The sequence below is a fragment of the Rhizobium anhuiense genome (genome assembly GCF_003985145.1).
Classification (GTDB): Bacteria; Pseudomonadota; Alphaproteobacteria; order Rhizobiales; family Rhizobiaceae; genus Rhizobium; species Rhizobium anhuiense.
In genome coordinates this window covers 295,605-320,712 of sequence record NZ_ML133522.1, presented here as the reverse complement: position 1 = coordinate 320,712, position 25,108 = coordinate 295,605, and the positions used below count along the sequence as shown (strand labels likewise).

At 61.6% G+C, this 25,108-nt stretch carries 24 protein-coding genes; 4 read left to right on the top strand and 20 right to left on the bottom strand.

Translation table 11 applies throughout. The features are described from left to right. Nucleotides 1-142: 142 nt before the first annotated feature. Nucleotides 143-862 (bottom strand): Crp/Fnr family transcriptional regulator, encoded by a 720-nt coding sequence (locus EEQ99_RS07610; RefSeq protein WP_028756013.1) that lies wholly within the window; start codon nt 860-862, stop codon nt 143-145. A gap of 133 nt (nt 863-995) precedes the next feature. Here EEQ99_RS07610 and EEQ99_RS07605 point away from each other — a divergent pair, with 133 nt between their 5' ends. Then, nucleotides 996-1,241 carry a DUF6894 family protein gene (locus EEQ99_RS07605; RefSeq protein ID WP_028756014.1) on the top strand — a complete coding sequence of 82 codons (246 nt, stop codon included), beginning with the start codon at nt 996-998 and terminating at the stop codon, nt 1,239-1,241. A 145-nt stretch (nt 1,242-1,386) separates the two neighbouring features. Here the strand turns inward: EEQ99_RS07605 and EEQ99_RS07600 are convergent, their stop codons facing one another. The 16 genes from EEQ99_RS07600 to dnaG form a co-directional block, all read right to left on the bottom strand. Continuing rightward, a complete protein-coding gene (locus tag EEQ99_RS07600; RefSeq protein ID WP_063474566.1) occupies nt 1,387-1,644 on the bottom strand; it encodes a DUF6894 family protein in 258 nt (85 codons plus the stop codon). 75 nt (nt 1,645-1,719) lie between these two features. Beyond that, entirely contained in the window at nt 1,720-2,118 is a 399-nt protein-coding gene (locus EEQ99_RS07595) for a DUF427 domain-containing protein (protein WP_063474565.1), read from the bottom strand. A 98-nt stretch (nt 2,119-2,216) separates the two neighbouring features. Next, entirely contained in the window at nt 2,217-2,909 is a 693-nt protein-coding gene (locus EEQ99_RS07590; RefSeq protein WP_127430203.1) for a B3/B4 domain-containing protein, read from the bottom strand. A 3-nt stretch (nt 2,910-2,912) separates the two neighbouring features. Then, on the bottom strand, nt 2,913-3,812 hold the full coding sequence (locus EEQ99_RS07585) for a DMT family transporter (RefSeq protein ID WP_127430202.1): 900 nt from the start codon (nt 3,810-3,812) through the stop codon (nt 2,913-2,915). A gap of 69 nt (nt 3,813-3,881) precedes the next feature. Next, the gene (locus EEQ99_RS07580) at nt 3,882-4,685 is read right to left on the bottom strand and encodes a helix-turn-helix transcriptional regulator (protein ID WP_127430201.1); all 804 of its coding nucleotides are present in this window, start codon (nt 4,683-4,685) and stop codon (nt 3,882-3,884) included. A gap of 60 nt (nt 4,686-4,745) precedes the next feature. Then, nucleotides 4,746-5,543 carry an APH(3')-II family aminoglycoside O-phosphotransferase gene (locus EEQ99_RS07575; protein ID WP_127430200.1) on the bottom strand — a complete coding sequence of 266 codons (798 nt, stop codon included), beginning with the start codon at nt 5,541-5,543 and terminating at the stop codon, nt 4,746-4,748. Nucleotides 5,544-5,645: 102 nt separating this feature from the next. Then, on the bottom strand, nt 5,646-5,807 hold the full coding sequence (locus EEQ99_RS34490) for a hypothetical protein (RefSeq protein WP_164735910.1): 162 nt from the start codon (nt 5,805-5,807) through the stop codon (nt 5,646-5,648). Between the two features lie 85 nt (nt 5,808-5,892). Further along, a complete protein-coding gene (locus tag EEQ99_RS07570) occupies nt 5,893-7,020 on the bottom strand; it encodes a DUF930 domain-containing protein (protein WP_127430199.1) in 1,128 nt (375 codons plus the stop codon). Nucleotides 7,021-7,105: 85 nt separating this feature from the next. Further along, nucleotides 7,106-7,846 (bottom strand): DUF930 domain-containing protein, encoded by a 741-nt coding sequence (locus EEQ99_RS07565; protein ID WP_127430198.1) that lies wholly within the window; start codon nt 7,844-7,846, stop codon nt 7,106-7,108. A gap of 167 nt (nt 7,847-8,013) precedes the next feature. Beyond that, on the bottom strand, nt 8,014-8,307 hold the full coding sequence (locus tag EEQ99_RS07560) for a GYD domain-containing protein (protein WP_018242976.1): 294 nt from the start codon (nt 8,305-8,307) through the stop codon (nt 8,014-8,016). 421 nt (nt 8,308-8,728) lie between these two features. Next, nucleotides 8,729-10,786, bottom strand: a complete 2,058-nt coding sequence (gene rpoD / locus EEQ99_RS07555; protein ID WP_047611085.1) for an RNA polymerase sigma factor RpoD — start codon at nt 10,784-10,786, stop codon at nt 8,729-8,731. 464 nt (nt 10,787-11,250) lie between these two features. After that, entirely contained in the window at nt 11,251-11,598 is a 348-nt protein-coding gene (locus EEQ99_RS07550; RefSeq protein ID WP_063474559.1) for a GFA family protein, read from the bottom strand. 10 nt (nt 11,599-11,608) lie between these two features. Beyond that, entirely contained in the window at nt 11,609-12,646 is a 1,038-nt protein-coding gene (gene tdh, locus EEQ99_RS07545; protein ID WP_028758333.1) for an L-threonine 3-dehydrogenase, read from the bottom strand. A gap of 181 nt (nt 12,647-12,827) precedes the next feature. Beyond that, a complete protein-coding gene (locus tag EEQ99_RS07535; RefSeq protein ID WP_028758332.1) occupies nt 12,828-14,015 on the bottom strand; it encodes a glycine C-acetyltransferase in 1,188 nt (395 codons plus the stop codon). Between the two features lie 96 nt (nt 14,016-14,111). Then, nucleotides 14,112-15,980 (bottom strand): DNA helicase RecQ, encoded by a 1,869-nt coding sequence (gene recQ / locus EEQ99_RS07530; RefSeq protein WP_127430197.1) that lies wholly within the window; start codon nt 15,978-15,980, stop codon nt 14,112-14,114. Next, nucleotides 15,980-17,989: a DNA primase gene (gene dnaG, locus EEQ99_RS07525; RefSeq protein WP_047611091.1), complete on the bottom strand. Its 2,010-nt coding sequence runs from the start codon at nt 17,987-17,989 to the stop codon at nt 15,980-15,982. The genes recQ and dnaG overlap by 1 nt, the downstream gene beginning before the upstream one ends. Nucleotides 17,990-18,658: 669 nt before the next feature. Here dnaG and EEQ99_RS07515 point away from each other — a divergent pair. Continuing rightward, entirely contained in the window at nt 18,659-19,546 is an 888-nt protein-coding gene (locus tag EEQ99_RS07515) for a hypothetical protein (RefSeq protein WP_063474556.1), read from the top strand. 3 nt (nt 19,547-19,549) lie between these two features. Here the strand turns inward: EEQ99_RS07515 and EEQ99_RS07510 are convergent, their stop codons facing one another. Next, nucleotides 19,550-20,005 (bottom strand): GatB/YqeY domain-containing protein, encoded by a 456-nt coding sequence (locus EEQ99_RS07510; protein ID WP_028758328.1) that lies wholly within the window; start codon nt 20,003-20,005, stop codon nt 19,550-19,552. 269 nt (nt 20,006-20,274) lie between these two features. Between EEQ99_RS07510 and carA the strand changes: the two genes are divergently transcribed. Together carA and EEQ99_RS07500 are read left to right on the top strand one after the other, a co-directional pair. Next, on the top strand, nt 20,275-21,480 hold the full coding sequence (carA, locus tag EEQ99_RS07505) for a glutamine-hydrolyzing carbamoyl-phosphate synthase small subunit (RefSeq protein ID WP_097542371.1): 1,206 nt from the start codon (nt 20,275-20,277) through the stop codon (nt 21,478-21,480). A 129-nt stretch (nt 21,481-21,609) separates the two neighbouring features. Continuing rightward, nucleotides 21,610-21,930 carry an antibiotic biosynthesis monooxygenase family protein gene (locus EEQ99_RS07500; protein ID WP_047611094.1) on the top strand — a complete coding sequence of 107 codons (321 nt, stop codon included), beginning with the start codon at nt 21,610-21,612 and terminating at the stop codon, nt 21,928-21,930. A 17-nt stretch (nt 21,931-21,947) separates the two neighbouring features. Here the strand turns inward: EEQ99_RS07500 and EEQ99_RS07495 are convergent, their stop codons facing one another. Both EEQ99_RS07495 and EEQ99_RS07490 read right to left on the bottom strand, forming a co-directional pair. Then, the gene (locus EEQ99_RS07495; RefSeq protein ID WP_047611097.1) at nt 21,948-23,351 is read right to left on the bottom strand and encodes an MATE family efflux transporter; all 1,404 of its coding nucleotides are present in this window, start codon (nt 23,349-23,351) and stop codon (nt 21,948-21,950) included. 142 nt (nt 23,352-23,493) lie between these two features. Continuing rightward, nucleotides 23,494-24,738, bottom strand: coding sequence for a TCR/Tet family MFS transporter (locus EEQ99_RS07490; protein WP_063474554.1), 1,245 nt, complete (start codon nt 24,736-24,738; stop codon nt 23,494-23,496). Between the last annotated feature and the right edge of the window lie 370 nt (nt 24,739-25,108).

Genomic DNA, 25,108 nt, shown 5'->3' with positions numbered 1-25,108 from the left:
TGCGATATCACCGGCCGACGCGGCGAAGCCGTGGCCTTCATGGGGTTTTCAAAAATATTGGCACGTGTTCTGCCCCAATAAATGGTTTGTCAATTGCAATGAGCTGTTGTCACCGGATTGTGCAATGCTCGGCCTCACAAAGTTAGCGCGGTTCCCTGGAGATGCTGAGATAGCCGGGGTCGAATTCGGCGATTTCCTGCAGGCGTTCCCAGTCGACGATGGTGATCGTCCGGTTCTCCCAGGTGAACACCCCCTCGCGCCTCAACGCCTGCAGCGTCTTGTTCAGATGGACGACGGAAACGCCGAGCACGTCGGCCATCTCGATCTGCGTCAACGGAAACTGGAAGCTTGCGCCGCGCGTCCGCTTCACCACCTGCAGCCGCACGAAGAGTTCGCAGACGAGGTGAGCGATATGGGCGCGTTTGGAGCGCCGGCCCATGGCGACGATCCATTCCCGGTGAATGGCGCCATCGACCAGCGTGTCGAGCCAGAGCAGCCGGGTCAGGTGCGGCATGCGCTCGGTGATCGCCCTGAGGTCGGCGTGATCGGCAAAGGCGACATGGCAGGACGACAGCGCAACGATGCCGTGATCCATCTTCTTGATCGGGAAAGCGTGCAGATCGACGAAATCGCCGGCGACATGCAGCGCCGTGATCTGGCGGCTGCCGTCGGCCATCACCTTGTAGCGCGCCGCAAAACCGTCGAGCAGTAGCGTGCTGTAGCCAGGCCTGCTTCCTTCGGAGACGAGATCCTCCCCGGCAGCAAAATACCTGTCTTTGACGATGATCGCCCTGAGATGGCTTTCCTCTTCATCCGACAGCACATCGCGGCTTCCAAGGTTGAGCAGCAGGGATTCAATCAAGGGCCTGCCCCCCGATATCGCGAGGGGCCCGACCGATTTCGATGCAACCCAGTTTTTCTATAAGAATCAATGCCTAGCCTCGGGAACAATTGTCTTCATCTGTGATTTCCCCTCTAACGCGTAGGGAAAAACCATGGCTCGCTACTATTTCGATCTACACAACGGGGAAGGTCCCACGCGCGATGAGCACGGCACCGAGCTCAGATCTCGTGAAGACATTCCGAAGGAAGTGACCCGCATCCTGCTGGATGTGGCCCGGGACGAACTGCCTGCGGGTGACCGCATGACGATCGCCGTCACCGTTCGCAACGAGAAAGGCGATCCGGTCACGGTTGCCAGCCTCGTCTTCAACAATGAATGGCTCGACATCTTGCGATAGCGGCCGCCGTTCAAGGGCTGCCGCCGGTCACACATACGCATCAATCCGACTCGGTCGATTGTGACGCGACGCTAAGACCCGTCTTCATAGCCGACAATTAAATTTGACATAGTCTTTCGATTGCTTCGGCTCGATCGACAGCTATTCAAGGCCGGCGCGCCGATCGCGGCTCTTTCGAAATTTCTTCGAGAACCAGCCGGATTTCCGCCAGCGGCCGCCGGCTTTCATCGAAGAGTTCCACCGACAGCATATTCAAAGGCGCAGCCGGCAGGCCTTCGGCGGCCATCTCCGCGAGCACGCGCCGCGCCTCCGCTTTGGCAGCCTCGACGGAGTCGAAATCATATCCCGTCTCGGTCGCCCCGACGCCATCCCGATCGAAAAGCTGAAAGTAGAATTTCGGCACGACACATCCCCCGCTAGATGGGCCTAACGGGCCGGCGGCAAACATGTTCCGCCGGAACGGCTGCAACGGACGCCGTCAGAAGGTGCCGGCTTCCGGAGAGGCCATTTCCTCGATACCGTCGACGCGGTCGGGGTAGAAGGCGAGATGGTCCTTGATATTGCTGACCGCTGCATTCGGCGCCTCATAGGTCCAGACGGCATTCTTCGAGCGCTCGCCGCCTGCAATGATGCTGTAATAGGAGGCATCGCCCTTATAGGGGCAATGGCTGGTGTGGTCGGTGCGCTGCAGCAGCGACATGTCCACATCCCTCCGCGGAATATACTGCACCGGCGGATAGGAGGCCTCGCGCAGCGTCAGCGCATCGTGGGTATCGGCGATGATCTTGCCGCCGAGCGTGACGACGACGCGGGAGGGATTGTGCTCGACGGTGATCGGGTGGTCCGGCCCCGGGATCTTGATCGTCTTGTCTGACATGGTGGTTCGTCTCCAGGAGATATCGGCCCCTTGGAGATAGGGCGGGCACGCTGCCGGCCCAAGGCCTGGAATGCCACCTTTGCTGAAGTGTCGCTCCCTTAGAATTCAAAATGCCGCGATTCCACGCTCAGCAACGCCGTTTTCGGCGCCGCCGGCCAATGGTGCGCAAGCGCATCGGCCACCGTGGCGGCCAACCCCTCCATGTCCTCACCGGCCGAAGCATGCAAGGCCTCGGCAACGATCAGCACCGAGCGCGTCGTCTGCCGCACGGCCGAAAGCCCGCTCTGCCGGTTCGTCCAGCGCCGCGCATGCGCGTTCCCCACCCCGTCTGCGAAGATCACCTCGTTCGGCTCCGGATGTTCGCTCACGCCGCCGAAGGTCAGATAGGTCTCGTCACCCCCGGCCCGTCGAACCTCGAGATCGCCGACGATCCTTTCCGCGTCGAAGACGGCGATCGGGATGGCGAAAGCGAGCGAAATCGCATTGCTGAGATCGATGAGCGGATGCAGGCGCGGCAGCGCATGCTCCTGACGGAAGCGCCGCAGCAGCGCCTCGGAAGCGCAGCGATATTGCGTCGGCTTCAGCCCCATACGGGAGAAGCCGCGCCGCCAGGCCTGGATTTCGGGGAATTCGCCTTCCTGCGTTTCGGCCAGCCGGGCCTCGGCGATCGCGCTGAAACCTGCGATCGCCTCCTCGACATCGACATCCGCATCGATGCCTCCCGCATGGAGCGCGCCAGCGCGAAGCTCCGGAAAGACCTGCCATATGGCATCGGAATGGCTGAACTGCATGGTCTATCTCCCCTCGACGCGCTTAACCGCGACACGGCTCCCGGCAAGGGCCAGCCCGAGCACGGCGGCCAGCACGCAGGTGATGCCGGCGATCTGGCTGAGCCCGACCGGCTCGCCAAGGATGATGAAGGCAAGCATGACGGCGGAAACGGGAGCAAGCGCGGTGAAGAGCGCAGCTTCCGTGCCGCTGACCCTCTCCGCCCCCGCATACCACAATAGAAATCCGCCGACGGTCGGCACCAGCGCATAGTAGACGACGGCGGCGACCGCGCTTCCCGACAGACCCTCTGCGAGAGGCGCTTCGAAAACAGCCGGGATGACGGCGACGATGAAGCCGATACCGGTCATCAGCGCCGACTGGGCAAGCGGCGCGATCTCCGTTTTCAGTTTTTTGTTCAGCAGGATGAACACTCCCTCGCAGACCACCGCCAGGAAGATCAGCGCATTCCCGGCAAGCGAGCCTCCTGCGGCCTCCGGCGTGGCGGCGATCGACAGAACGCCTGCCGTCGCCAGCGCCACAGCGAGAAGCAGGCCACGCTGCGGCCGTTCGCCAAGCAGCAGAATGGAGATTGCGGCCGACACCACCGGCAGCGTGCCGATGATGACACCGGCATCGGCCGCCGAGGTCAGGCTGAGGCCAGAAATTAGCAGCGTCGTATAGCCGACGCTACCGGCCCCGGCTTGAATGACGAGGATGAGGCGGTCTTTTCCGGAGAGCTTCGGCAGCCGCGCGCCGGTCGCCCGCATCAACACGAGAAAGATGGGAAAGGCGATGGCGAAACGCAACGCGGTGGCGCTGAACGGCGGCAGGCCTGATGCAATGAGCTTGCTTGATACAACCGTGCTTCCCACAGTCAGCATGGCCAGCGCCAGATAGAGATAACCTTGAACCTGTCTCGACATCCGCGTCTCCTGTTGGACGCGCCGAGAAAACAGCAAGGGCCTGCCGGGGTCTTGAACGAAATTGCAGGTTCAGAGAAAGGCGCCGGCATAGAGGCGCGGCGACAGACCGTATTTGCGCACGAAGACGCGCGTCATATGGCTCTGATCGGCAAAGCCGCTGGCAAAAGCCGCTTCCGCCAGCGGCATGCCCTGAGCAATCAGCCGCCGTGCAATATGGATGCGGGCCTGGACGAGATAGGCATGCGGTGTCAGGCCGGTCGCCTTGGCAAAACCACGCAGCACCTGGAAGCGGCTGAGCCCACTTTCCCGGGAGAGATCGGCAAGCGAGACGGCGGCAAGCGGATCGTCATCGATCAGCTCTCGCGCCGCACGGATCGACGCCGGCACCGGCGGCCTCTGTTCGGCGCCGCCGCGCTCGCGCATGACGTCGGCGACGAGTTGCAGAAGCAGTTCCTCGCAGAGCAGCCCGTCCGCCGCAGCGCCGGTTGCCGCACGGAACAGCGTTTCGAAGCGGCCGGCGATCGCGCGGTTACGGATGACGGGATGCGGAATTTCCGATCGCCCTGCCCCGTCTTGGCCGATCTCTTGCGCCAGACCGGTGACGATGGCGGGATCAAAATAGAGGATGCGCCAGGATCGTCGCTGGCCGATCGGCGCGCCGTCATGCACTTCATTGGGATTGACGGTGATGATGTCGCCGGCCTCAGCCTCCACCATGCCGCGGCCGCTCAGCGACGACTGTGCCCCGGCGGACATCAGGCCGATGCCGAACTGCTCATGCGTGTGGCGCGCGAAGCTGTGATGCGTTTCCGCTTCTACCGCTTCGACGCCTATCAGCGCCGAGCGCAACATCCTGAACTGGTTTTTCGCCATCGTCTGTCCGCAGGTCCGATCACGGGCCACTCTGCCAGTCGGACGGAGAGGAGGCAACGCCTAGAAGAACTCGTCGAGCAGTTGATAGTAGCCGAGCCTCGCCGGATCCGTGGCCGGCAGGCCGTAGCGGTCGAGGAAGGGCCGCACCAGCGCCTCGCCGAAATTATAGGCGATGCTGCGGCAGGCAAGCGCGATATCCTGATAGCGGTCGGCGACGCCAAGGCGACTGCAGTCGATATAGCCGGAAAATCCCTTTTCGGAGGCGATGAAATTCGGCAGGCAGGCATCGCCATGGGTGACGACGAGATCCTCGCGGCCCGGCCTTCTGCTTTCGAGTTCGGCAAACAGGGCTTCGGCACTCTTTCCAAGCCGCGTCTCATCGAAATCGGTCTCGTCGACGATGCCGGCCTGCATCCGCGCTTTCGCCGCCGCAATGCGTCTCTCCAGCCGATGGTCGAAAGGGCAGGATGCGATCGGCAGCCGATGCAGGTCGAGAAGGGCTACCGCCAGCAGTTCGACCCGCGCAAACGGCGTCAGCGCCGACGCGCTGGCGAGGTCACGACCCGGCAGCGCGCTGATCAGCAGCCGGTTGTGCGCACCGTCGCTATCCTCTGTTATGACATCGGGACAGGGCAGACCGGACGCCTTGAGCCAACGAAGCCTGGCTGCCTCGGCGGCGAACTCGCCGAAAGGAGCGGCCTGTTCGACCTTCAGATAAAGCGTCGGCAATCCGGGAGCTTCGAGCCGGAAGACGCTCGCCGCAGAACGTCCGAGCGCATCGCGCTCGAACCGGTATCCGGCCAGGCGGGCATCAAGCGCGCCCGCTGCCAGCGGTTGATCGTCTTGGGAATTCGACATGATATCCGTGCCATTGACGCCGCCGCATTATCCCGACAGGCCGATGCACTGCAAGCGGCACGATCGGTCAGCACATATCGGCGCTGGACGCCCTCTGCGACCTCAATGAACAGTTTCGGGGGGCGCGGCTTCGAGAAGGATTTCGAAAGCCTCTTCCAGAGCAGCCACCAGAATACCGGTCAGCTCGTCGCCTTTGTTTTCCAGGAACAGCGCGCTCACGGCTTCGTCCTGACGCTCCAAAAAACGCTCGATCTCGTTCGACATATCATTTGTCCTCTTCTTCACCGGAAACATCACGGCCATGAGAAGAGGCTAGGTGCGGTTCCTTGCGCGTAGCTTGTAGCGAAGCTCATCGATGCTCAGCGTCGCCCATTGGATAGTGATAGCGCGCCCACTCACTTTTAGGGATTACATTCCCGACACCAAATTCAAACGATACAATCTTCGTCGCGTTGTCATTCACTTCGCAGCTAAACGCCAATTGGTGCAACTTCTGACCGTCATAGAATGCGCTTCCCTTGAGCGCGAGGAAATTGCCATTCGGGAGCTCGTATTGAGGCACCTCAATAATATTGGGATCATATGCGGCAGACGAATGAAGAAGCTGTTCTCTGAGCTCGCTCCAACAAAGCCGACCGCCTCGCGTTGAACGTGGCAAGTTGTTCATCGCCATCTTGACCGCGCGGTCTGAGACAAAGTCGTCGGTAAATAGCGTCTTCGCTTTCGTGAGCTTGTTCGATTCCTTAGCCTCTACGTCTGGTGGCTTTGAGGAGGTCGTTGCCGTCGAATTCGTCGACGGCTTTGCCGGCTCGAAATTCGTCTTTGCCTCATCGTGTCCTGTGGCAGCCGGCCCGTTCTTTTCCGGATTGGCCTCAGCAGTCTCTACCTCGGGAAGTTCGATATCCTGCGGCAGCGGATTCGCGGCAGGCACAGTGTCCTGAACCTCAGGCTTTTGGGGTTGCGGCGGTTCGGCGGGCGATGTTTCTTCGGGTTTTGTCTCGACGACCGGGGACTTCGGTGCTTCGGCCTGCTGCGGTATACCCCGCTCGCTTTGTTCCGGCGCTGAATCCTTCTCGGCAAACTCGAAAACCGGGCGGGCGACACGTTGTGGCTGGGGAGCGACTGGCGCTTCCGGTAGCTTCGCAGCTTTCGGCGGCGGTGGTGGCTGCTTCTTGGCCTCTTCCGGCGGCTTCGGCTCCGGTGCATTTTCCTCGGGCTTGGGCTCCGGCTTCTTCTCCTCCGGTGGCGGAACGAGTTCCACCTTGACGCTCTCGTCTTCGGCGGGCTTCGGATCGATCTTCGGCAGCCCGAAAATCAGAAGAGCAATGATGGGAATATGCGCGACAACGGACGCGACGATGCCCCAGCGGATTTCAGGCCGCTGTTTTCCCGTTTCATGCTGCGTTTCCGCTGGTTCCACGTCTTCTTCTGTCACAGCAGCGATGTGGCCTCTAAAGCCGGCAGCATCAAGCCACAAAAGAAAAAAACCGTGTGATCGCAGCAGCCATCTAACGTGCTACAGCACCCTTTGCGCGTCCGAAAAGACGCGCGGCGCTATAGTGTCATTGGTCGGCGGCTCCATCGTCGGCCACCAGATCGTGGACCTGCCATTCGCTTCGCGGAATGGCATCTCCGATGAGAAAGGCGAAGGACGCGACCTTGCCGGAGCCGGCATTGAGCTCGCATTTGAACTGAACATTGTACCACTTCCGTTTGCTGCGGAAGGCGCCGCCCTTCACCTCGACGCTGTTGCCGCTGACCTTCTCCGCCGCCATCGCATAGGGCGCGAGCGCATCCGGCGCCATCGCCGGCTGCGCGCGGCGCACCTGCTCCAGCGCCTCCAGGTCACAGAGCTGCAGATTGCGCTCGCTGCCGGCAAGGCCGCGCAACGCCTCGCGGGCGCGCCGGCTGCGCGGATCTGACAACACCGTCTCCGAAAACAGCTGGCCCGCCTGGACGAATACCTCAGGCTTCGGCGGCACCGGAGGGACGGAAGCCACTTCAGGCGACCTCGCGGCCGTCGGCGCCTTCTCCTGATGTGGCGGAGCAATCTCCTGGACCCACGCACTCGCGTCCGGCTTTGCCGTAGTGGGTGCAGGCGTCGCGACCCGCTGCGCTATCGCAGAAGGTTTGGCGACTTCCGGAACGATATCAACCGTAATGCCGTCGTCCGGCAACGGTGCCGGCGGCTCAGGTCTCGGAAGCAGCAGGAGCAGCAGTGCAAGCATGACGGCATGCAGAGCGAACGAGGCGAAAGCGCCCCGCTCGATACCTTCGCCCCGATTTTCCCACACCAGTGCCATCGCTCAGGAAGCAGCTGTCGGACAATCGAAGGCGGCCATAAAACCTGGGAACGCTTTCATCAAGAGCCCTGCCGATACGCCACGAGGAATTAAGGACAGGGCGACAGTGCCAGTCTGACGCGAGTTGCGCAACGCTTATGACCGCCGATAGCGGTCCTTTGTCGCGATCAACCAAGCGAGCCGATGATCTCACGATAGGCGGCCTCCGGAAATGCCTTCAGTGTCTGGGTGCGGACATTGCCGCCCATCGCGAGCGAGAGGCCAAACCGCGCCATGACGGCATCGTCAGGCGCTTCGCAGACAGCCACCATGTCGTGGCCGCCCATCGTCAGAAAGAACTGGTTGAAGGAGCCGCCCATGTCGCCGAGCAATTTCTTCGCCGCATCCAGCCGTTTTGACGAGTCGCGAACGTTGCGCACACCTTGGTCCGTCCAGTTGATCAACACAATGTAAGTGGTCATTTCGCACCTCCCAACGGAGGATTCGCCCGACGCGGGCATGCACCGGTCCTCGCTCGCGCATCGCGATCGATTTCTTCCCCCGTGGCCGGACTATAATCTTGTCACCACCCAGCGACAAGAAAGCCGCCGGGATCATTGGTATTAGGCATGTCGCCCAAAAGTGTGCAGAAAGTCGAGATAACCCCGCGTCTGGGACTGCGTACAAAATTTCTTCGTACACGGAGCGTCAGTGCGCGCTCGCGTGGCACCTAAAAGCGGACCTCTAAACGTTCGACATGGCAGCAGATCACAGATTGAGACGAGGCGAGCAATGTGGGGCCGAAACACCGGTTGCGAGATAACGACTGGATGACACAAAGACGGAAAGCAAAAAGCCGGACATGAAGCCCGGCTTTCGCAATCGTAGAGATCGTGTCGTCGCTCAGCTGTCGAGGAACGAGCGCAGCTTTCTGGAGCGGCTCGGATGCTTCAGCTTGCGCAGCGCCTTTGCCTCGATCTGGCGGATACGTTCACGGGTGACCGAGAACTGCTGGCCGACTTCTTCGAGCGTGTGGTCGGTGTTCATGCCGATGCCGAAGCGCATGCGCAGGACGCGTTCCTCGCGCGGCGTCAGCGAGGCCAAAACGCGGGTCGTCGTTTCGCGCAGGTTCGCCTGGATGGCGGCGTCGATCGGCAGCAGCGCGTTCTTGTCCTCGATGAAATCGCCGAGATGCGAATCTTCTTCGTCGCCCACCGGGGTTTCGAGCGAGATCGGCTCCTTGGCGATCTTCAGGACCTTGCGGACCTTTTCGAGCGGCATCGCAAGCTTTTCGGCCAGTTCTTCCGGCGTCGGCTCGCGGCCGATCTCGTGCAGCATCTGGCGCGAGGTGCGGACGATCTTGTTGATCGTCTCGATCATGTGCACCGGAATGCGGATCGTGCGGGCCTGGTCGGCGATCGAACGGGTGATCGCCTGACGGATCCACCATGTCGCATAGGTCGAGAACTTGTAGCCGCGGCGATATTCGAACTTGTCGACCGCCTTCATCAGGCCGATATTGCCTTCCTGAATGAGGTCGAGGAACTGCAGGCCGCGGTTCGTGTACTTCTTGGCGATGGAGATGACGAGGCGAAGGTTTGCTTCGACCATTTCCTTCTTGGCGATGCGCGCTTCGCGCTCGCCCTTCTGCACCATATGCACGATGCGGCGGAATTCCGAGATCGAGATCCCGGTCTCGGTCGCCAGATTCTGGATTTCCTGGCGGATGTCGCGGATCGTCGTGTTTTCGCCCCTGGCGAATTCCTTCCAGCCGCGAGCAGCCAGATTGCCGATCGACTTCATCCAGTTCGGGTCGAGCTCGGCGCCCTGGTACTGCTCCAGGAAGGAGTCGCGCTTGACGCCATAGGATTCGGCCAGACGCAGCAGGCGGCCTTCGTTGGAAACGAGGCGCTTGTTGATGTCGTAGAGCTGCTCGACCAGAGCATCGATGCGGTTCTGGTTCAGGGACAGAGACTTGACGGCCTTGATGAGCTCATCCTTGAGTTCCTTGTAGCGGCGCTCCTGGGCGGTAGACAGCGTGCCGGAAGCCGACAGCCGCTGCTCGACCTGTTGGTCCTGCAGCTTGCGCAGCTTCTTGTAGGTCTCGGCGATCGTATCCAGCGTCTCCATCACCTGCGGACGAAGCTCTGCTTCCATCGCCGCCAGCGAAAGGTTGGATTCGTCCTCGTCCTCTTCCTCCTCTTCGGGAGGCAGGCCTTCGCCGCCGACATCGGTAATGTCGTCGTCGCCGGAGCGGGCGCGGCGGGTCTTTTCCTTTTCCTCGGCGAGCTTGCGGTCGGCCTCGATCTTCTCCGGGCTCTGGAACTGCGGCGCAGCCTTGGCTTCAGGACCTGAATAGGTCGTTTCGAGATCGATGATCTCCCGCAGCAGCGTCGTGCCTTCGTTGAGTTCGTCACGCCAGATGATCAGCGCCTGGAAGGTCAGCGGGCTCTCGCAGAGGCCTGCGATCATCGTTTCGCGGCCGGCCTCGATGCGCTTGGCGATCGCGATTTCGCCCTCGCGGGAGAGAAGCTCCACCGAGCCCATCTCACGCAGGTACATACGAACAGGATCGTCTGTCCGATCTGTCGGTTCTTTCTTCTTGGCGGTCGCAAGCGCCGTGCCGCTCGAAGGCGCGAGTTCGCCGCCTTCGCTGTCCTCGTCGCCGCCGGCGTCGTCGTCATCGCCGCCGCCGGAAGCACCGGCTTCCTCGGCTTCTTCGTCTTCGATGACATTGATGCCCATGTCCGACAGCATCGACATCGTGTCTTCGATCTGCTCGGACGTCACTTCCTCGGACGGCAGGACCGCGTTGAGCTCGTCCATCGTCACATAGCCGCGCTTCTTGGCGGCCTTGATCATCTTCTTGACCGCGTCGTCGGAAAGATCGAGAAGAGGGCCGTCGCTTGCGCCGTCGCGTTCGACTTCCGCGTCTTCGTTCTCTTTGACCTTGGTTGCCATTTATATCGTCGCCTTCCTGACGCTATCCAATCTCGCTACGGTGAATGGGCCGTCTCAGGGCCTGACGCGTCGCTCGCGCCGCCCTCGAATCACCTTTGCCCACCTAACGGGATGACATTTAAAGCCTGATTAACCACGATCGCCGGCACCGGACAGCAAAGCTTTCTTGCTTTTGGATTTCCGGCCATGGTTGCGCGATCCGCCTTGACCCAGTTCACCGTTTCAACAAGTCGAACGGTGATTCCCACATTTTTTGTTCTCGTCAAGCTTTTCCAGAAAAAAAGCTCACGAAATATCGGAAAAAGCCTTATCCACAGGCTTTGAACCGCGGCAGCGATTGCGAAGCCTTATTTAAGATGCGGCGAACAAAAGACAAGGGCAGCAAATATTTTGCCCGCCATACCCGTTATTTCCACCATTTTTGCAGTTGTACCGATGATATATGCGCCTTCAGCCTGAAGAATCTAACGCGCCGCGCCGTCATAGGCCTTCACCGTCAGCGCCCCGAGATCGACCGCGGGAATGCAGCGCAGATTGATCGAGGCCATCGCCGCGCCATCCGGGGTCACGGCTTCACCAAACGGCGCGATGCCGCAATTGGCGCAGAAGTGATGCCGGATGACATGGCTGTTGAAAGTATAGGTCGAGAGATTGGCCTCGGGCGTCTTCAGCACCAGCTTGTCACGCGGCACGAAGGCGAGAAGCCCGCCCCGCCTGCGGCAGAGCGAGCAGTTGCAATCCAGCGCCTCGGTGAATTCGCCTTCGACCTCGAAAGCAACGTTGCCGCAATGGCAGCTTCCTTCATAAATCATGTCGTCCTCCTCACATCCAATCCATGACGACCTTGCCGGAGTTGCCCGACCGCATCGCCTCGAAGCCATCGCGGAAATCGTCGATGCCGATCCGATGGGTGATGATGGGCGCAAGGTCGAGGCCGCCCTGGACGAAGGCGATCATCTTGTACCAGGTCTCGAACATCTCGCGGCCATAGATGCCCTTGAGATTGAGCATCTTGAAGATCACCTTGTTCCAGTCGATCTCGAAACCAGCAGGCGCGATGCCGAGAATGGCGATCTTGCCGCCATTGTTCATCTTGTCGATCATGTCGCGGAAGGCGGGGGCCGCTCCCGACATTTCAAGCCCGACGTCGAAACCCTCCGTCATGCCGATCGCCTTCATCACATCGGCGAGGTTTTCCTTGGAAGCATCGACGACGTGGTCAATGCCGAGTTTGCGGGCGAGATCCAGCCGGTGCGGATTGATATCGGTGATGACGACCTTGCGGGCGCCGGATCGCTTGGCGACGAGCGCGCCCATGATGCCGATCGGGCCGGCGCCGGTGACGAGCACGTCCTCGCCGACAAGATCGAAGGAGAGTGCGGTATGCACGGCATTGCCGAACGGGTCGAAGATTGCCGCGATCTCGTCTGATATATCGTCCGGGATCGGCACGACATTGCTTTCGGGGATGCAGACGAATTCGCCGAAGGAACCCGGGCGGTTGACGCCGACGCCAAGCGTGTTGCGGCAGAGGTGCCCCCTGCCCGCCCGGCAGTTGCGGCACTTGCCGCAGACGATATGCCCCTCGCCGGAGACGCGCTCGCCGACATGATAGCGGGTGACCGCCGAACCGATCTCGGCGATCTCGCCGGAAAATTCATGGCCGACCACCATCGGCACCGGAATGGTCTTCTGCGCCCACTGGTCCCAGTTCCAGATATGGACGTCGGTGCCGCAGATCGCCGATTTCTTCACCCGGATCAGCACATCGTTCGGCCCGACCTCGGGCACCGGCACATTCTCCATCCAGAGCCCGACTTCCGGTTTCGCTTTGACCAGTGCCTTCATCATGTTCGACATATCTGTATTCCTTGGCCCCGTATCTGTCGCAGCCCCTCATCCGCCTGCCGGCCCCTTCTCCCCGCAAGCGGGGCGAAGGGATATGCCGCACCGTTTCCGCATTCTCAAGCGGTCCGTTGGGCACGTCCCCTCTCCCCGCGAGCGGGGAGAGGGTTAGGGTGAGGGGCAGCATCGCCTATTCTCAAATCACACCCAATTCCCGCCCTGCCTCGGCAAAAGCCGCGATCGCCCGCTCCACATCCGCCCGCGAATGCGCCGCCGACATCTGCGTGCGAATGCGGGCCTGGCCTTTCGGCACCACGGGGAAGGAGAAGCCGATCACATAGATCCCCTTCTTCAGCATCAGGCCCGCCATGTCCTGGGCGAGCTTGGCGTCACCCAGCATGACGGGGATGATCGGATGGCCTTCGCCGGCAAGCGTGAAACCGAGCTTGGTCATCTCTGTGCGGAAGAGATCCGCATTGTCGGAAAGGCGCTTGCGCAAGGCATCGCCGTTTTCGATGAGATCGAACACCTTGAGCGAGGCCGCAGCGATGACAGGCGCCAGCGTGTTCGAGAACAGATAGGGCCGCGAGCGCTGCCGCAGCCATTCGACGACTTCAGCCTTGGCCGAAGTGTAACCGCCCGAGGCGCCGCCGAGCGCTTTGCCAAGCGTGCCGGTGATGATGTCGATCCGGCCCTCGACACCGCAATGTTCGGCCGAACCGCGGCCGTTCTTGCCGACGAAGCCAACGGCGTGGCTGTCATCGACCATGACCATCGCGCCGTATTTCTCGGCGAGATCGCAGACACCGCCGAGATTGGCGATGATGCCGTCCATCGAGAAGACACCGTCGGTGGCGACCAGCTTGAACCGGCTGCCTTCGGCCTTTTTCAATTCCTCTTCGAGTGCTGCCATGTCGTTATTGGCGTAGCGGAAACGCTTGGCCTTCGAAAGCCTGACGCCGTCGATGATCGAGGCGTGGTTCAGCGCGTCCGAGATGATCGCGTCCTCTTCGGACAGCAGCGTTTCGAACAGGCCGCCATTGGCATCGAAGCAGGAGGAATAGAGGATCGTGTCTTCCATGCCGAGGAAGGCGGAGATGCGCGCCTCGAGTTGCTTATGCTCCTCCTGCGTGCCGCAGATGAAGCGCACCGAAGCCATGCCATAACCGTAGCGGTCGAGCGCCTGCTTGCCGGCCTCGGCCAGTTCCTCGTTGTCGGCAAGGCCGAGATAGTTGTTGGCGCAGAAATTCAGCACCCGCTCACCGGTGGAAATGCCGATCTCGCCCGCCTGCTTGGAAGTGATGACCCGCTCGGATTTATAGAGGCCGGCATCCTTCAGCACCGAAATCTCGTTGCGGAGATGGGAGAGAAATTGCGAGGTCATGGGGCGGCCCTTCGTGAAGATTTCCGTGCCAGCCGGGTTAGCATATCGCCGCCGGCTTGTCTTCTTCAGCGCTGGACCGAGATCAGCCGTGAGCCTTCAGCCCTTGTCGTGCGAGAGAATGATCTCGAGGAAGGCATCGCCGTAGCGTTCGAGCTTCGCCTGCCCGACGCCCGATATGGCGAGCAATTCCTTGCGGCTTCGCGGCTTCTCCGTGGCGAAGGCGATGAGTGTCGTATCGGGAAAGACGACATAGGGCGGCACGCCGAGCGATTTCGCGATCGCCATGCGCTCGGCCCGCAGCGCCTCGAAGAGAGCGCCATCGGCGCCTGACAAGCCGGATTTGCGCTCGCCGCGCTCCGCCTTCTTCGTACGCCGCTCCGAGGCCGGGCGGTCCTTGCGAAAGAACACCTGCCGCTCGTGCTTGAAGACGGCCCGCGCCTCCGGCTCCAGCTTCAGCGCGCCGAAAGCTTCGTGATCGACGCGGATCAGACCCATGGCGAGCAGCTGACGGAACACGGATTGCCAGACACGCGCCGGAATATCCTTGCCGGCACCGAAGACCGGCATCTCGGCGTGACCGAAACGCTCGGTCTTTTCGTTGACGTTGCCGAGGAGCACGTCGACGACATGGCCGGCGCCGAAACGCTCGCCGGTGCGATAGATGGCGGCCAGCGCCTTGATCGCCGCCTCCGTGCCCTCCCAGGTTTCGACCGGCTTCAGGCAGGTGTCGCAATTGCCGCAATGGCCGGCATGCGCTTCGCCGAAATGGGCAAGGATCGCCTGGCGCCGGCAAGAAGCCGTCTCGCAGATCGCCAGCAATGCGTTGAGTTTGGCGCGTTCGACCCGCTTGATCTCGGCGGCGGCACTGCCCTCGTCGATCATCCGGCCGCGCTGGATGACGTCGGCCATGCCATAGGCCATCCAGACCTCCGACGGCAGGCCGTCGCGCCCGGCGCGCCCGGTCTCCTGATAATAGGCTTCCACCGAGCCCGGCAGGTCGAGATGGGCGACATACCGCACATTCGGCTTGTCTATGCCCATGCCGAAGGCGACGGTGGCGACCAGGCAAAGATTCTCTTCTTTCAGGAAGGCATCCTGATTGGCGTCGCGAACCGCCCTGTCCATGCCGGCATGATAGGCGAGCGCGCGGATGCCCTGCCCGTTCAGCCAGTCGGCCGTATCCTCGACCTTGGCGCGCGACAGGCAATAGACGATGCCGCTGTCGCCCTTATGGCCGGAGAGGAACCTCAAGAGCTGCTGGCGCGGCTGGTCACGCTCGACGATCTCGTAGGCAATGTTCGGCCGGTCGAAACTGGTGGTGAAGATCTCCGCGGCATCGAGCCCCAACCGCTCGATGATGTCGTCGCGCGTATGCGGATCGGCCGTCGCCGTCAGCGCCACGCGCGGCACGCCGGGATATTGTTCACCGAGCCGGCCGAGGGCACGATATTCCGGCCGGAAATCATGGCCCCATTGCGAGACGCAGTGGGCCTCGTCGATGGCAAAGAGCGCGATCTTCTCGTTGGCGATCAGCTCGCGGAACCCGTCGGTCAGAATGCGCTCGGGCGTCACGTAGAGAAGGTCGAGGTGGCCTGCCGAGAGCGCGCGACGAACCTCGACGAATTCCTCGCGCGACAGCGACGAATTGAGCGCTGCGGCACGGATGCCGAGCTGCTTCATCGCCTCCACCTGATCGCGCATCAGCGCAATCAGCGGCGAAACGACGATGCCGACGCCATCGCGGCAAAGCGCCGGGATCTGAAAACACAGCGATTTGCCCGCACCTGTGGGAAAGAGCACGACAGCGTCGCCGCCGGAAACCACATGTTCGACCACCTGCTGCTGCTTGCCGCGGAAGGAGGAATAGCCGTAGACCTGCTTGAGGATAGCGAGTGGCGAGCGGCCGGAAGAAAACAGCGCGCCGGAAGCGCAAAAGCCCGGTTCATTGCGTTCGGTCAGCGACATCAGTGGTTCGCCGCCCCTTTGACGCGGCCGGAAAGCACCCCGAAGCCATCGATGATCGCCTCCTGGTTCTCAAGGCGCACCCCTTCGAAATGCACTTCCTGCTGCGCGCGCATCAATTGAACGATCGCCTCGCCGTCGCCGGCTTCGGTCGCCAGCGCAATCTCTCGCTCGAGTTCGATCTTCTGCCGGCGCAGCGCCTTCGCCCGCTTGTGGAAGGCCAGCGCCTGGCGGTAGCCTTCGCGCGCATCCTCCATCGCCGCCTCCTCGGTCGCCGTCCAGAGCCGGGCATTGCGCACCTGCTGATCGAGGCTCTTGATGAGCGGACCGAAACCCTCGAATTCCAACCGTTCGGTGAGATATTCGCGTGTCAGATGCGGGCCGGCGACGGCAGCGGCAGCCCCGAGCATCGCCGACCAGAGCCGCTGCAGCTCGCGGCTGTCATAGTCGATCGCGGCGATTTCGTCATAATCGTCGATCATCAGCGAGGGGTGATTGATGACAGTCAGCGCCAACACGCTTTCGCGCAACGCCGTATTGTCCCGGTGGCCGCGCACGGGGCCGGAGCGGGCGAGCCGGTCGGAAATGATGCTGGGGCTTTTCGGCCCCGCCTTGCCGGCATTGTCGCGGCCCGGGCGGTAATTGCCATTGCCCGCGAAGCCGCCGCGGCGCTCGCCATTGTTGCGGTTCTGGAACTGCGGCTGGAAGAAAGCGTTCAGCCGGTCGCGAATATCCTGCTGGTAGTGGCGGCGCACATTCTCGTCGGCGATGACGGCGACCAGTTGCTTCAGCCGTGCTTCGAGCTCGGCGCGCGCCTCGGGCGTGTCGAACTTGCCGGTATTGATCTCCCGGCTCCACAGCATCTCGGAAAGCGGCTTTGCCTGGCTCATCACCTTGTCGAAGGGCGCGCGGCCCTCGTCGCGCACAAGATCGTCCGGGTCCTTGCCGTCGGGCAGAAGCGCGAAGCGGACGGAACGGCCGGGCTTCAGATGCGGCAGCGCCAGTTCGGCGGCGCGATTGGCGGCGCGGATACCGGCCCCGTCGCCATCGAAGCAGAGCACCGGTTGCGGCACCATCTTCCAGAGCAGTTCGAGCTGGTTTTCGGTAAGCGCCGTGCCGAGCGGCGCAACGGCATTCTCGACGCCGGCCTGATAGAGCGCGATCACGTCCATATAGCCTTCGACGGCGATGATGGTGCCCGTCGCATTGTCATCCTGAGGGTCGCCGCGGCCCGGTCCCTGGATCGCGCGCCGCGCACGGGCGAAATTATAAAGAACATTGCCCTTGTGGAAGAGCTCCGTCTCGTTCGAGTTCAGATATTTCGCCGGCGCATCCGCAGACATGGCACGGCCGCCGAAAGCGATGACCTTCTCTCGCGACGAAAGGATCGGGAACATAATGCGGTCGCGGAAGCGATCGTAGGAAACCGGCACGTTTTCATGGACGACCAGGCCACAGGCCTCGATCTGCTCCTTGAGCACGCCCTTGCCGGCAAGAAATTCCTTCAGCGCATTGCGGCTGTCGGGCGCATAGCCGAGACGGAAGGTCTCGATGGTGCGTCCCGTCAGCCCGCGGTCGCGCAGATAGGCCCGTGCCCTCGCCCCATTCGCCGTCTGCAACTGGTCCTGGAAAAATTGCGTCGCCATTTCCATGACGTCGATCAGCGAACCGCGCTCCTTCTCACGCTTCTCCATCACAGGATCGGCCAGCGGCATCGGCATGCCGGCCATATCGGCGATCTGCTGCACCGCCTCGGGAAAACTCAGGCCCTCGAGTTCGGTCAGGAAGCGGAAATGGTCGCCGGTGACCCCACAGCCGAAGCAGTGATAGCGGCCCTTTCGGTCCTCGCAGTGGAAGCTCGGCGATTTCTCGCCGTGGAACGGGCAGCAGGCCCAATAATCGCCGCGCGATACGTTGGTCTTGCGCTTGTCCCAGCTGACGCGGCGCGCAATCACGTTCGAAATCGGAACGCGGTCGCGGATCTCATCGAGAAAGGTGTTGGAAAAGCGCATCTATACCTCTTGGCCAAGCTCCATATAAGCTGCTTTGCCGCTCCATGCCACGAAACTTGTCATGAAAACCCGCTATTCACAGGCAAGTGCACCGGTTGCTTGCGATGTCGGTTTTCCAATCAACAACACGTTATCGCCCCTGCGACAGGGGTGCGACATTATTGTCCTCGCAGATCGGGAACGGCACCGTCGTGAGTGCTCCACAAAGAGCCAAAGCCTGCCGAATTCCCATATTAAATCCTTTAAAAACAGTGACATATCAATTCCGACGCTCGGACACCCCCGTCTTACAGCCTACTGCCCGACCTCCGCTTTGATGCCCCCCAAACCGCCGTTTTCGCCAATCATTATTTTTTTGTAATTTGAATAAGCAGCCAGCCCGCAATAGGTTCGATCTCAACAAAGCGATCCCCGAGCGAAGCACCATCCCTACCCCCGGCGCCGCTTCGCAAGGGTGCCTTTGCAAATACCCTCCGGCTTGGGCCTCGGCCCTGCGTTGCCGGCGGAAGCAAAGAGCAAGAAGGCAGGAGCGCCCCCAGCTCCTGCCTTCTTAAATTTCTGGCTCCCTCTGCGACAACTCTCCCTTTGAAATTAACCGCTTATTGACAAAACCGTTGACAGGCGGCGCTGGCATGAAAGATGTATGCGCCGAACTCCTGGACCTCTCCAATGGCTTTTACCGCGGAAAATCTTGCAGCAGACGATCGATTTTTCGCTGCGATCCTGCAGTGCGCCGATCAGATGCTCGCCATCTATCGCGAGAGCCCGCGCATCGCCTCGATCTTCGCCGCGCAGCAGCGCTGGCTGATGGCCCATGCCGGTTTCGCCCTTCACTACGGTCATCCCGACGGCGGCAAGAGCGGCCTCTATTCCGGCCGCTTCATCGATTTCGCGGTCAAGAACGATATCGCCAGCCGCAACACGGCCGCAGCCTTCATGCAGGAAATGCTGGCCTATCGCTTCCTGCGACCGGTTCCCGGCCCCGACAAGCGCACACGCTACCTGGAGCCGACCGAAATCGCCGAGCAGCATTTCACCCGTTGGCTCGTCACCCATATGATGATCCTCGATAGCCTCGACGGCGGTGAGCGCGCCGACAAGATCACTGCCGATCCCTCGGCGATGATGGCAGCGATCCAGCCGCTGATCGCCAAGGCGATCATCGGGAGTGAAGCGGTGCGCAATCCAGGCCCGACCTTCAACCTCTTCAACTGGGCAAATTCCGGCGGACTGGTGATGGACTACCTGATCTCGCGCCTTCCGGAATTTCCCCGGACGGCCGACCGCGTCGTTCTCGGCCCTCTATCGCTCAGGGAACTGCGCGAACAGTTCATGATCTCCAACACCCATCTCAAGCGGCTACTGACGCAGGCGGCGACCATGGAAAGCGTCGGCTGGACAGAACTCTCCCGCAAGGGCGACTTCTGGCTGTCGGGCCACTTCATCCGCGAATATTGGAATTATCAGGCGGCGAAATTCGCCATCGTCGATGCCGCCGCCGAAGCGGTGCTCGGGCCTGCGGTCCGTGACGAACCGCAGGCAAGACGCGTTATCTGAAACTTATCCGTTCAACAGTTCCTTGACGGTCGCCGAGGCCTTGGCGAAATCCATCTGGCCGGCATAACGCTCCTTCAGCGCTGCCATCACCTTGCCCATATCCTTGGCGCCTGCGGCACCCGTCTCGGCGATGATCGCCGAGACGTTGGCGCGCACTTCACTGTCGGAAAGCTGCTTCGGCATGAAATCCTGGATGACGGTGATTTCGGCGCGCTCCTTGGCGGCAAGCTCCGGTCGGGAATTCTCCTCGTAGATCTTTGCCGATTCGTCGCGCTGCTTCACCATCTTGGCGAGAATCTGCAGGATCTCGTCGTCGCTCGCCTGCTCCTTGCCGGTGCCGCGATTGGCGATATCGCGGTCCTTGACTGCGGCCTGAATCAGCCGGACGGTGGAAAGCCGCTCCGCATTCTTGGCCTTCATCGCCTCTTTCAGCTGGGTGGCGAGTTGATCGCGCAGCATGGTCTTCACTCCTGTTTTGATGCCGCTTCATAAACCACGCTGATGCGGCGGATCAAATAAATTGCGCGGTCGTTGCGACAAAGCGCAGGAAAACAGCGGCAATCTCGGCTACAAAGATTGACGCTAAGCGATTGCGTGGCTATTTACCGCCACCTGCACCAAAATTCGTGATCAGGCCTGAAGCGCGCGGCATTGCCGTGTCCACACGCCTGCGAGATCAAATGGCGACGAGCGCGGCAACGCGCCCACCTGCCGGAAACGGGATGAAGATGACCGCGACAGCACCCTGGACAATCGAAAAGCCGACCGCCCTGCTCGTTCTTGCCGACGGCACGGTCATCGAAGGCAAGGGCATCGGCGCCACCGGCAAAGTGCCGGCCGAAGTGGTCTTCAACACGGCGCTGACCGGCTATGAGGAGATCCTGACGGACCCCTCCTATCTCGGCCAGATCGTCACCTTCACCTTCCCGCATATCGGCAATATCGGCACCAACGAGGAAGACATCGAGGATCTGACGCCGGCCGCCCGGCACGGCGCCGTCGGCGTCATCTTCAAGGCCGACATCACCGACCCTTCGAACTACCGCGCCGCCAAGCACCTCGACCAATGGCTGAAGGCACGCGGCGTCATCGGCCTCTGCGGCATCGACACGCGCGCGCTGACAGCCTGGATCCGCGAGAACGGCGCCCCGAACGCGGTGATCGCCCACGATCCGAACGGCGTCTTCGACATCGAGACGCTGAAGGCCGAAGCCAAAGCCTGGAGCGGCCTCGAAGGTCTCGACCTTGCCAAGATCGCCTCGTCGGGCCAGTCCTCGCAGTGGACCGAAACGCCGTGGGTCTGGAACGAAGGTTACGGTGAACTCAAGGCTACGGACGCCAAATTCCACGTCGTCTGCCTCGATTACGGCGTCAAGCGCAACATCCTGCGCCTGTTTGCCGGCCTCGACTGCAAGGTGACCGTCATGCCGGCCACAACGAGCGCCGAAGACGTCCTCGCCATGCAGCCGGACGGCATCTTCCTGTCGAACGGCCCGGGCGATCCGGCGGCAACCGGCGAATATGCCGTGCCTGTCATCAAGACGCTGATCAAGACCGACATCCCGGTTTTCGGCATCTGCCTCGGCCACCAGATGCTGGGTCTCGCACTCGGCGCAAAGACCGAGAAGATGCATCAGGGCCATCACGGCGCCAACCACCCCGTCAAGGACCATACGACGGGCAAGGTCGAGATCGTCTCGATGAACCATGGCTTCGCGGTCGACTCGAAGTCGCTGCCTGATGGCGTTGAAGAGACTCACATTTCGCTTTTTGACGGCACCAATTGCGGCCTGCGCGTGCTCGGCAAGCAGGTCTTTTCCGTCCAGCATCATCCGGAAGCCTCTCCCGGCCCGCAGGACAGCCACTATCTCTTCCGCCGCTTCATCAACATGGTGCGCGAAAAGAAGGGCGAACCGGCACTCGCCGAACGCTGATTTCAAGCCACAGCGATTTCCGATGAAGGCTCGCCCAGGCGGGCCTTTTTCTTTATCCGCCCCTTGACCTCAGCTTAAGTTGAGGAATTACAGATCTGCCTGCAAACATCTGATGCAGGAGAAAACTGGATGAGCGGAGCTTTCTACAGGATAGACAAGTTCGTCGTGCCGGCAGCGGCGCGAGAAGAATTTCTCGTCAAAGTGATGATGACCCACAAGCTGTTGGAGGCGCAGGACGGTTTCATCGATCACAGGGTACTGGAACAGGTCGCCGGCCCAGGCGAATTCAATTTCGTCACGATCGCCGAATGGGAAAATACGGAGGTCGTCGAGCGCGCGCGGGCGGCCGTTGCAGCGGCCCATAGGGCCGCCCATTTCGATCCGCAGGAAATGTTTGCACGTCTCGGCATTCGCGCCGATATCGCCAGTTACAAGCCCGTCGCGGCCTGACGGCAGAGGCGGACGGCTCAGGCGTGGGCCAGTTCCGCCTCCCGGCGAAGGAGAAGGTAGAAGCGCGCACAGAGCATGACGGCGGCGGCTGCCAGCCCGACGAGGAAGCCGAACCAGATGCCGATACCGCCGAAACCCAGCGGGAAGGCAAAGGCCCAGGCCAGGAAGAAGCCGATCGGCCAGTAAGCGATCAACGCCATGATCATCGGTACGCGCGCGTCCTTGAGACCGCGCAGCAATCCATTGGCGATCACCTGCAGCCCGTCGACGAGCTGGAAAAGCCCGGCAACGACGATCAGCGGCCCGGCATAGGCAAGCACCTCCGGCGCTTCGGGCGAGTTGACGTCGAGGAACCAGCTGCCGAGGAATTGCGGCATGGTCGCAAAGAGTACCGAGCCCACCGCCGAAATGGCGCAGGCGAGGATGAGCACCATGATCGAAGCCCGCACCAGCCCCTGATGGTCGCCCTGCCCGTGCGCGACGCCGACGCGCACCGTCGCCGCCTGGCTGAGGCCGAGCGGGATCATGAATGCGATCGACGCCCATTGCAGGGCAATGCCGTGAGCCGCAAGCTCGATGGTGCCGATATAACCCATCAGCAGCGAGGCCACCGTGAACAGGCTGACTTCGGCAAGGATGGTGACGCTGATCGGGAAACCAAGCCGGATGACCTCCAGCAGCGCATGCCAGTCGGGTTTCCAGAACCGCACGAAGATCTCGTAGCGCCGGGTCTCTTCCCGCCGCTGCACGAAAGCCAGGATGAAGAGGAAGCCTGCCGTCTGCACGACGACCGAAACGATCGCCGCGCCCTCGAGCCCCATTGCCGGAAAGCCGAAATGGCCGAGCACGAGCATATAGGCGAAGATCGCATTCATCACCAGCGTGGCGATGGTGACGTTGAGGATGATGCCCGCCTTGCCGATGGCGCTGACCAGCGCCCGCATGACGTTGAAGAGCAGCGCCGGCAGCACGCCGAACTGGCCGATCATGATGTAGCCGTGGGCGAGTTTGGCCACCTCGGGCTTCTGCTGTGCGAAGAGAAGGACCTGCTCCGAATTGAAGAAGGCCGGCTGCATGATCACCCAGTACCCGATCACCACCCACAGACCCATGCGCAGCGACCGGCGCACCGAGACAACGTCGCCGCGGCCGTAGGCCTGCGCCACCATCGGAATGACGGCGATGGCAAAGCCCGAGCCGAAGATCAGGATCGTGAACAGGAACTGCGCCGCAAGCACCATCGCCGCCAGATGCTCGGCGCCGAGCCGGCCGACGATCATCACGTCGGTGGTGTTGATGCCGAGCTGGGCAAGCTGCGCGCCGATCAGCGGAATGCCGAGCGCCAGCGTTGCACGGAAATGTGCGCCCCAACGATTATCGGTTGTCGGCGCAAGCCTGCGCGCGTCGATCGGCGTGTCCATGACACCAGTCCTGTGATTGAAATATGCGTCGCCGCAGGTTGCGGCGAAATAACATCCGGACTTAGAGCAAAGCCCCGCAAAGAACTACCCCAGATGAGGCAGATGATGAAAAATTCATCATCGCATCAGCGTTTCTGATCGATCAACCTGCCGCTTCCAGTGCCTCGGCCGGTTCACGGACCCGAACCCGCATGAGGAACACGCCGGCGGCCACCAGGATGAACAGGGCAGCGGTCAGATAGGGTGCCCCGGCGAAGGTGACCGGCGCCTCGGGCCGCGTGAAATAACCGAACATCTGCGTGAAGATCAGTGGCCCAAGGATGGTGGTGATGCTGCTGAGGCTGGTCAGCGCGCCTTGCAACTCGCCTTGCGCCGAGGGCGGCACCTTGCCGGCGGCGATGCTGCGCAGCGGCGGATCGGCGACGTTTTCCATGACGGTCGCAACGATGATGACATAGACGACCCAGCCCTCCCAGGCGAAGGCATAGCCGGTGAGCCCGACGGCCGAGAAGCAGAGGCCGAGAAGAGCGGTCTTCCACTCGCCGAGTACCGGCACGATCCGCGGCAGAACCAGCCCCATGACGATCACCGCGCCGATGCCATAAATGCCGAGCGACAGGCCGATCTGTCCCTCGCTCCAGCCGTAACGATAGGTCGAGACGAACGACCAGACCGAGGGATAGACGGCATGCGCCAGGAAAAACAGGAACATGACGAGGCTGACCCAGCCGATGCCGGGATAATGGCGCATCTGGCGCAACGCGCCGAGCGGATTGGCGCGTTTCCATTCGAACCGGCGGCGGTTCTTCGCCGCCAGCGTTTCCGGCAGCAGGAAGCAGGCGGCGATGAAATTGATGAGCGATAGCGCGGCCGCGCCGAGGAACGGCACACGCGGGCCGAATTCGCCGAGGAAGCCGCCGACGACGGGGCCGATGGTGAAGCCGACGCCGAACGCAATGCCGATCAGCCCGAAATTCTTCGCCCGGTTCTCCTCGGTGCTGATATCGGCGATATAGGCCGAGCAGGTGGCGAAGCTGCCGCCGCTGATGCCGGCAAGCACGCGGCCGACGAACAGCATCCAGAAACTGGTGGCGATGCCGCAGATGAAATTGTCGATCGCAAAGGTCAGCACCGAAAGCAAAAGAATCGGACGACGGCCGAAACGGTCGGACAGGTTTCCGAGCAGCGGCGCGAACAGGAATTGCATACCGGCATAGACGAGCATCAGCCAGCCGCCGTCGATCGCCGCATCGCTGACGCTGCCGCCGGTCAACTGCTCCAGATAGGCGGGCAGCACCGGCATGATGATGGCGATGCCGATAATGTCGAGGAAGAGGATGATGAAGACCAGGAAAAGGCCGCGGCGAACGAATTTGGGGTCCAGCATGAGGCATCTCTACAGCGGTTGGTTCTGAAAAGACGATCTCATCGCCGAGAAAGTGACATAGCTCAGAAAAGAAACCGAAACAATCCGTGAACATTTCAAAGTTTTTGATAATGCTAGGCGGGAAGTTCATGAGATGCCTCAACCGGAGGGCGCGCGCTGCCGTTCCAGCTTCAGGAGATCGAGAGCCGCCCAGCCGATCGCCGGGCGACACGTTCCCTTGCAATCGCTGCGACGGCTTCCAGATCACCAGAGAACACCGGTAAAAAGACTGGTCATTGTGCATTTCGCCGCACAGCCCGTCCTGTGCCGCCCGATTATCGCCCGCATGCGAAAGCGGTAGAACGGCATCGAGGACACCCCGGCGCGGATA

Coding starts and splice junctions, on each gene's coding strand:
- EEQ99_RS07605 (WP_028756014.1), top strand. CDS start 996: ATGGCTCGCTACTATTTCGATCTACACAACGGGGAAGGTCCCACGCGC.
- EEQ99_RS07595 (WP_063474565.1), bottom strand. CDS start 2,118: ATGTCAGACAAGACGATCAAGATCCCGGGGCCGGACCACCCGATCACC.
- EEQ99_RS07590 (WP_127430203.1), bottom strand. CDS start 2,909: ATGCAGTTCAGCCATTCCGATGCCATATGGCAGGTCTTTCCGGAGCTT.
- EEQ99_RS07585 (WP_127430202.1), bottom strand. CDS start 3,812: ATGTCGAGACAGGTTCAAGGTTATCTCTATCTGGCGCTGGCCATGCTG.
- EEQ99_RS07580 (WP_127430201.1), bottom strand. CDS start 4,685: ATGGCGAAAAACCAGTTCAGGATGTTGCGCTCGGCGCTGATAGGCGTC.
- EEQ99_RS07575 (WP_127430200.1), bottom strand. CDS start 5,543: ATGTCGAATTCCCAAGACGATCAACCGCTGGCAGCGGGCGCGCTTGAT.
- EEQ99_RS34490 (WP_164735910.1), bottom strand. CDS start 5,807: ATGTCGAACGAGATCGAGCGTTTTTTGGAGCGTCAGGACGAAGCCGTG.
- EEQ99_RS07565 (WP_127430198.1), bottom strand. CDS start 7,846: ATGGCACTGGTGTGGGAAAATCGGGGCGAAGGTATCGAGCGGGGCGCT.
- EEQ99_RS07560 (WP_018242976.1), bottom strand. CDS start 8,307: ATGACCACTTACATTGTGTTGATCAACTGGACGGACCAAGGTGTGCGC.
- rpoD (WP_047611085.1), bottom strand. CDS start 10,786: ATGGCAACCAAGGTCAAAGAGAACGAAGACGCGGAAGTCGAACGCGAC.
- EEQ99_RS07550 (WP_063474559.1), bottom strand. CDS start 11,598: ATGATTTATGAAGGAAGCTGCCATTGCGGCAACGTTGCTTTCGAGGTC.
- tdh (WP_028758333.1), bottom strand. CDS start 12,646: ATGTCGAACATGATGAAGGCACTGGTCAAAGCGAAACCGGAAGTCGGG.
- EEQ99_RS07535 (WP_028758332.1), bottom strand. CDS start 14,015: ATGACCTCGCAATTTCTCTCCCATCTCCGCAACGAGATTTCGGTGCTG.
- recQ (WP_127430197.1), bottom strand. CDS start 15,980: ATGTCGCTGACCGAACGCAATGAACCGGGCTTTTGCGCTTCCGGCGCG.
- dnaG (WP_047611091.1), bottom strand. CDS start 17,989: ATGCGCTTTTCCAACACCTTTCTCGATGAGATCCGCGACCGCGTTCCG.
- EEQ99_RS07515 (WP_063474556.1), top strand. CDS start 18,659: ATGGCTTTTACCGCGGAAAATCTTGCAGCAGACGATCGATTTTTCGCT.
- EEQ99_RS07510 (WP_028758328.1), bottom strand. CDS start 20,005: ATGCTGCGCGATCAACTCGCCACCCAGCTGAAAGAGGCGATGAAGGCC.
- carA (WP_097542371.1), top strand. CDS start 20,275: ATGACCGCGACAGCACCCTGGACAATCGAAAAGCCGACCGCCCTGCTC.
- EEQ99_RS07500 (WP_047611094.1), top strand. CDS start 21,610: ATGAGCGGAGCTTTCTACAGGATAGACAAGTTCGTCGTGCCGGCAGCG.
- EEQ99_RS07495 (WP_047611097.1), bottom strand. CDS start 23,351: ATGGACACGCCGATCGACGCGCGCAGGCTTGCGCCGACAACCGATAAT.
- EEQ99_RS07490 (WP_063474554.1), bottom strand. CDS start 24,738: ATGCTGGACCCCAAATTCGTTCGCCGCGGCCTTTTCCTGGTCTTCATC.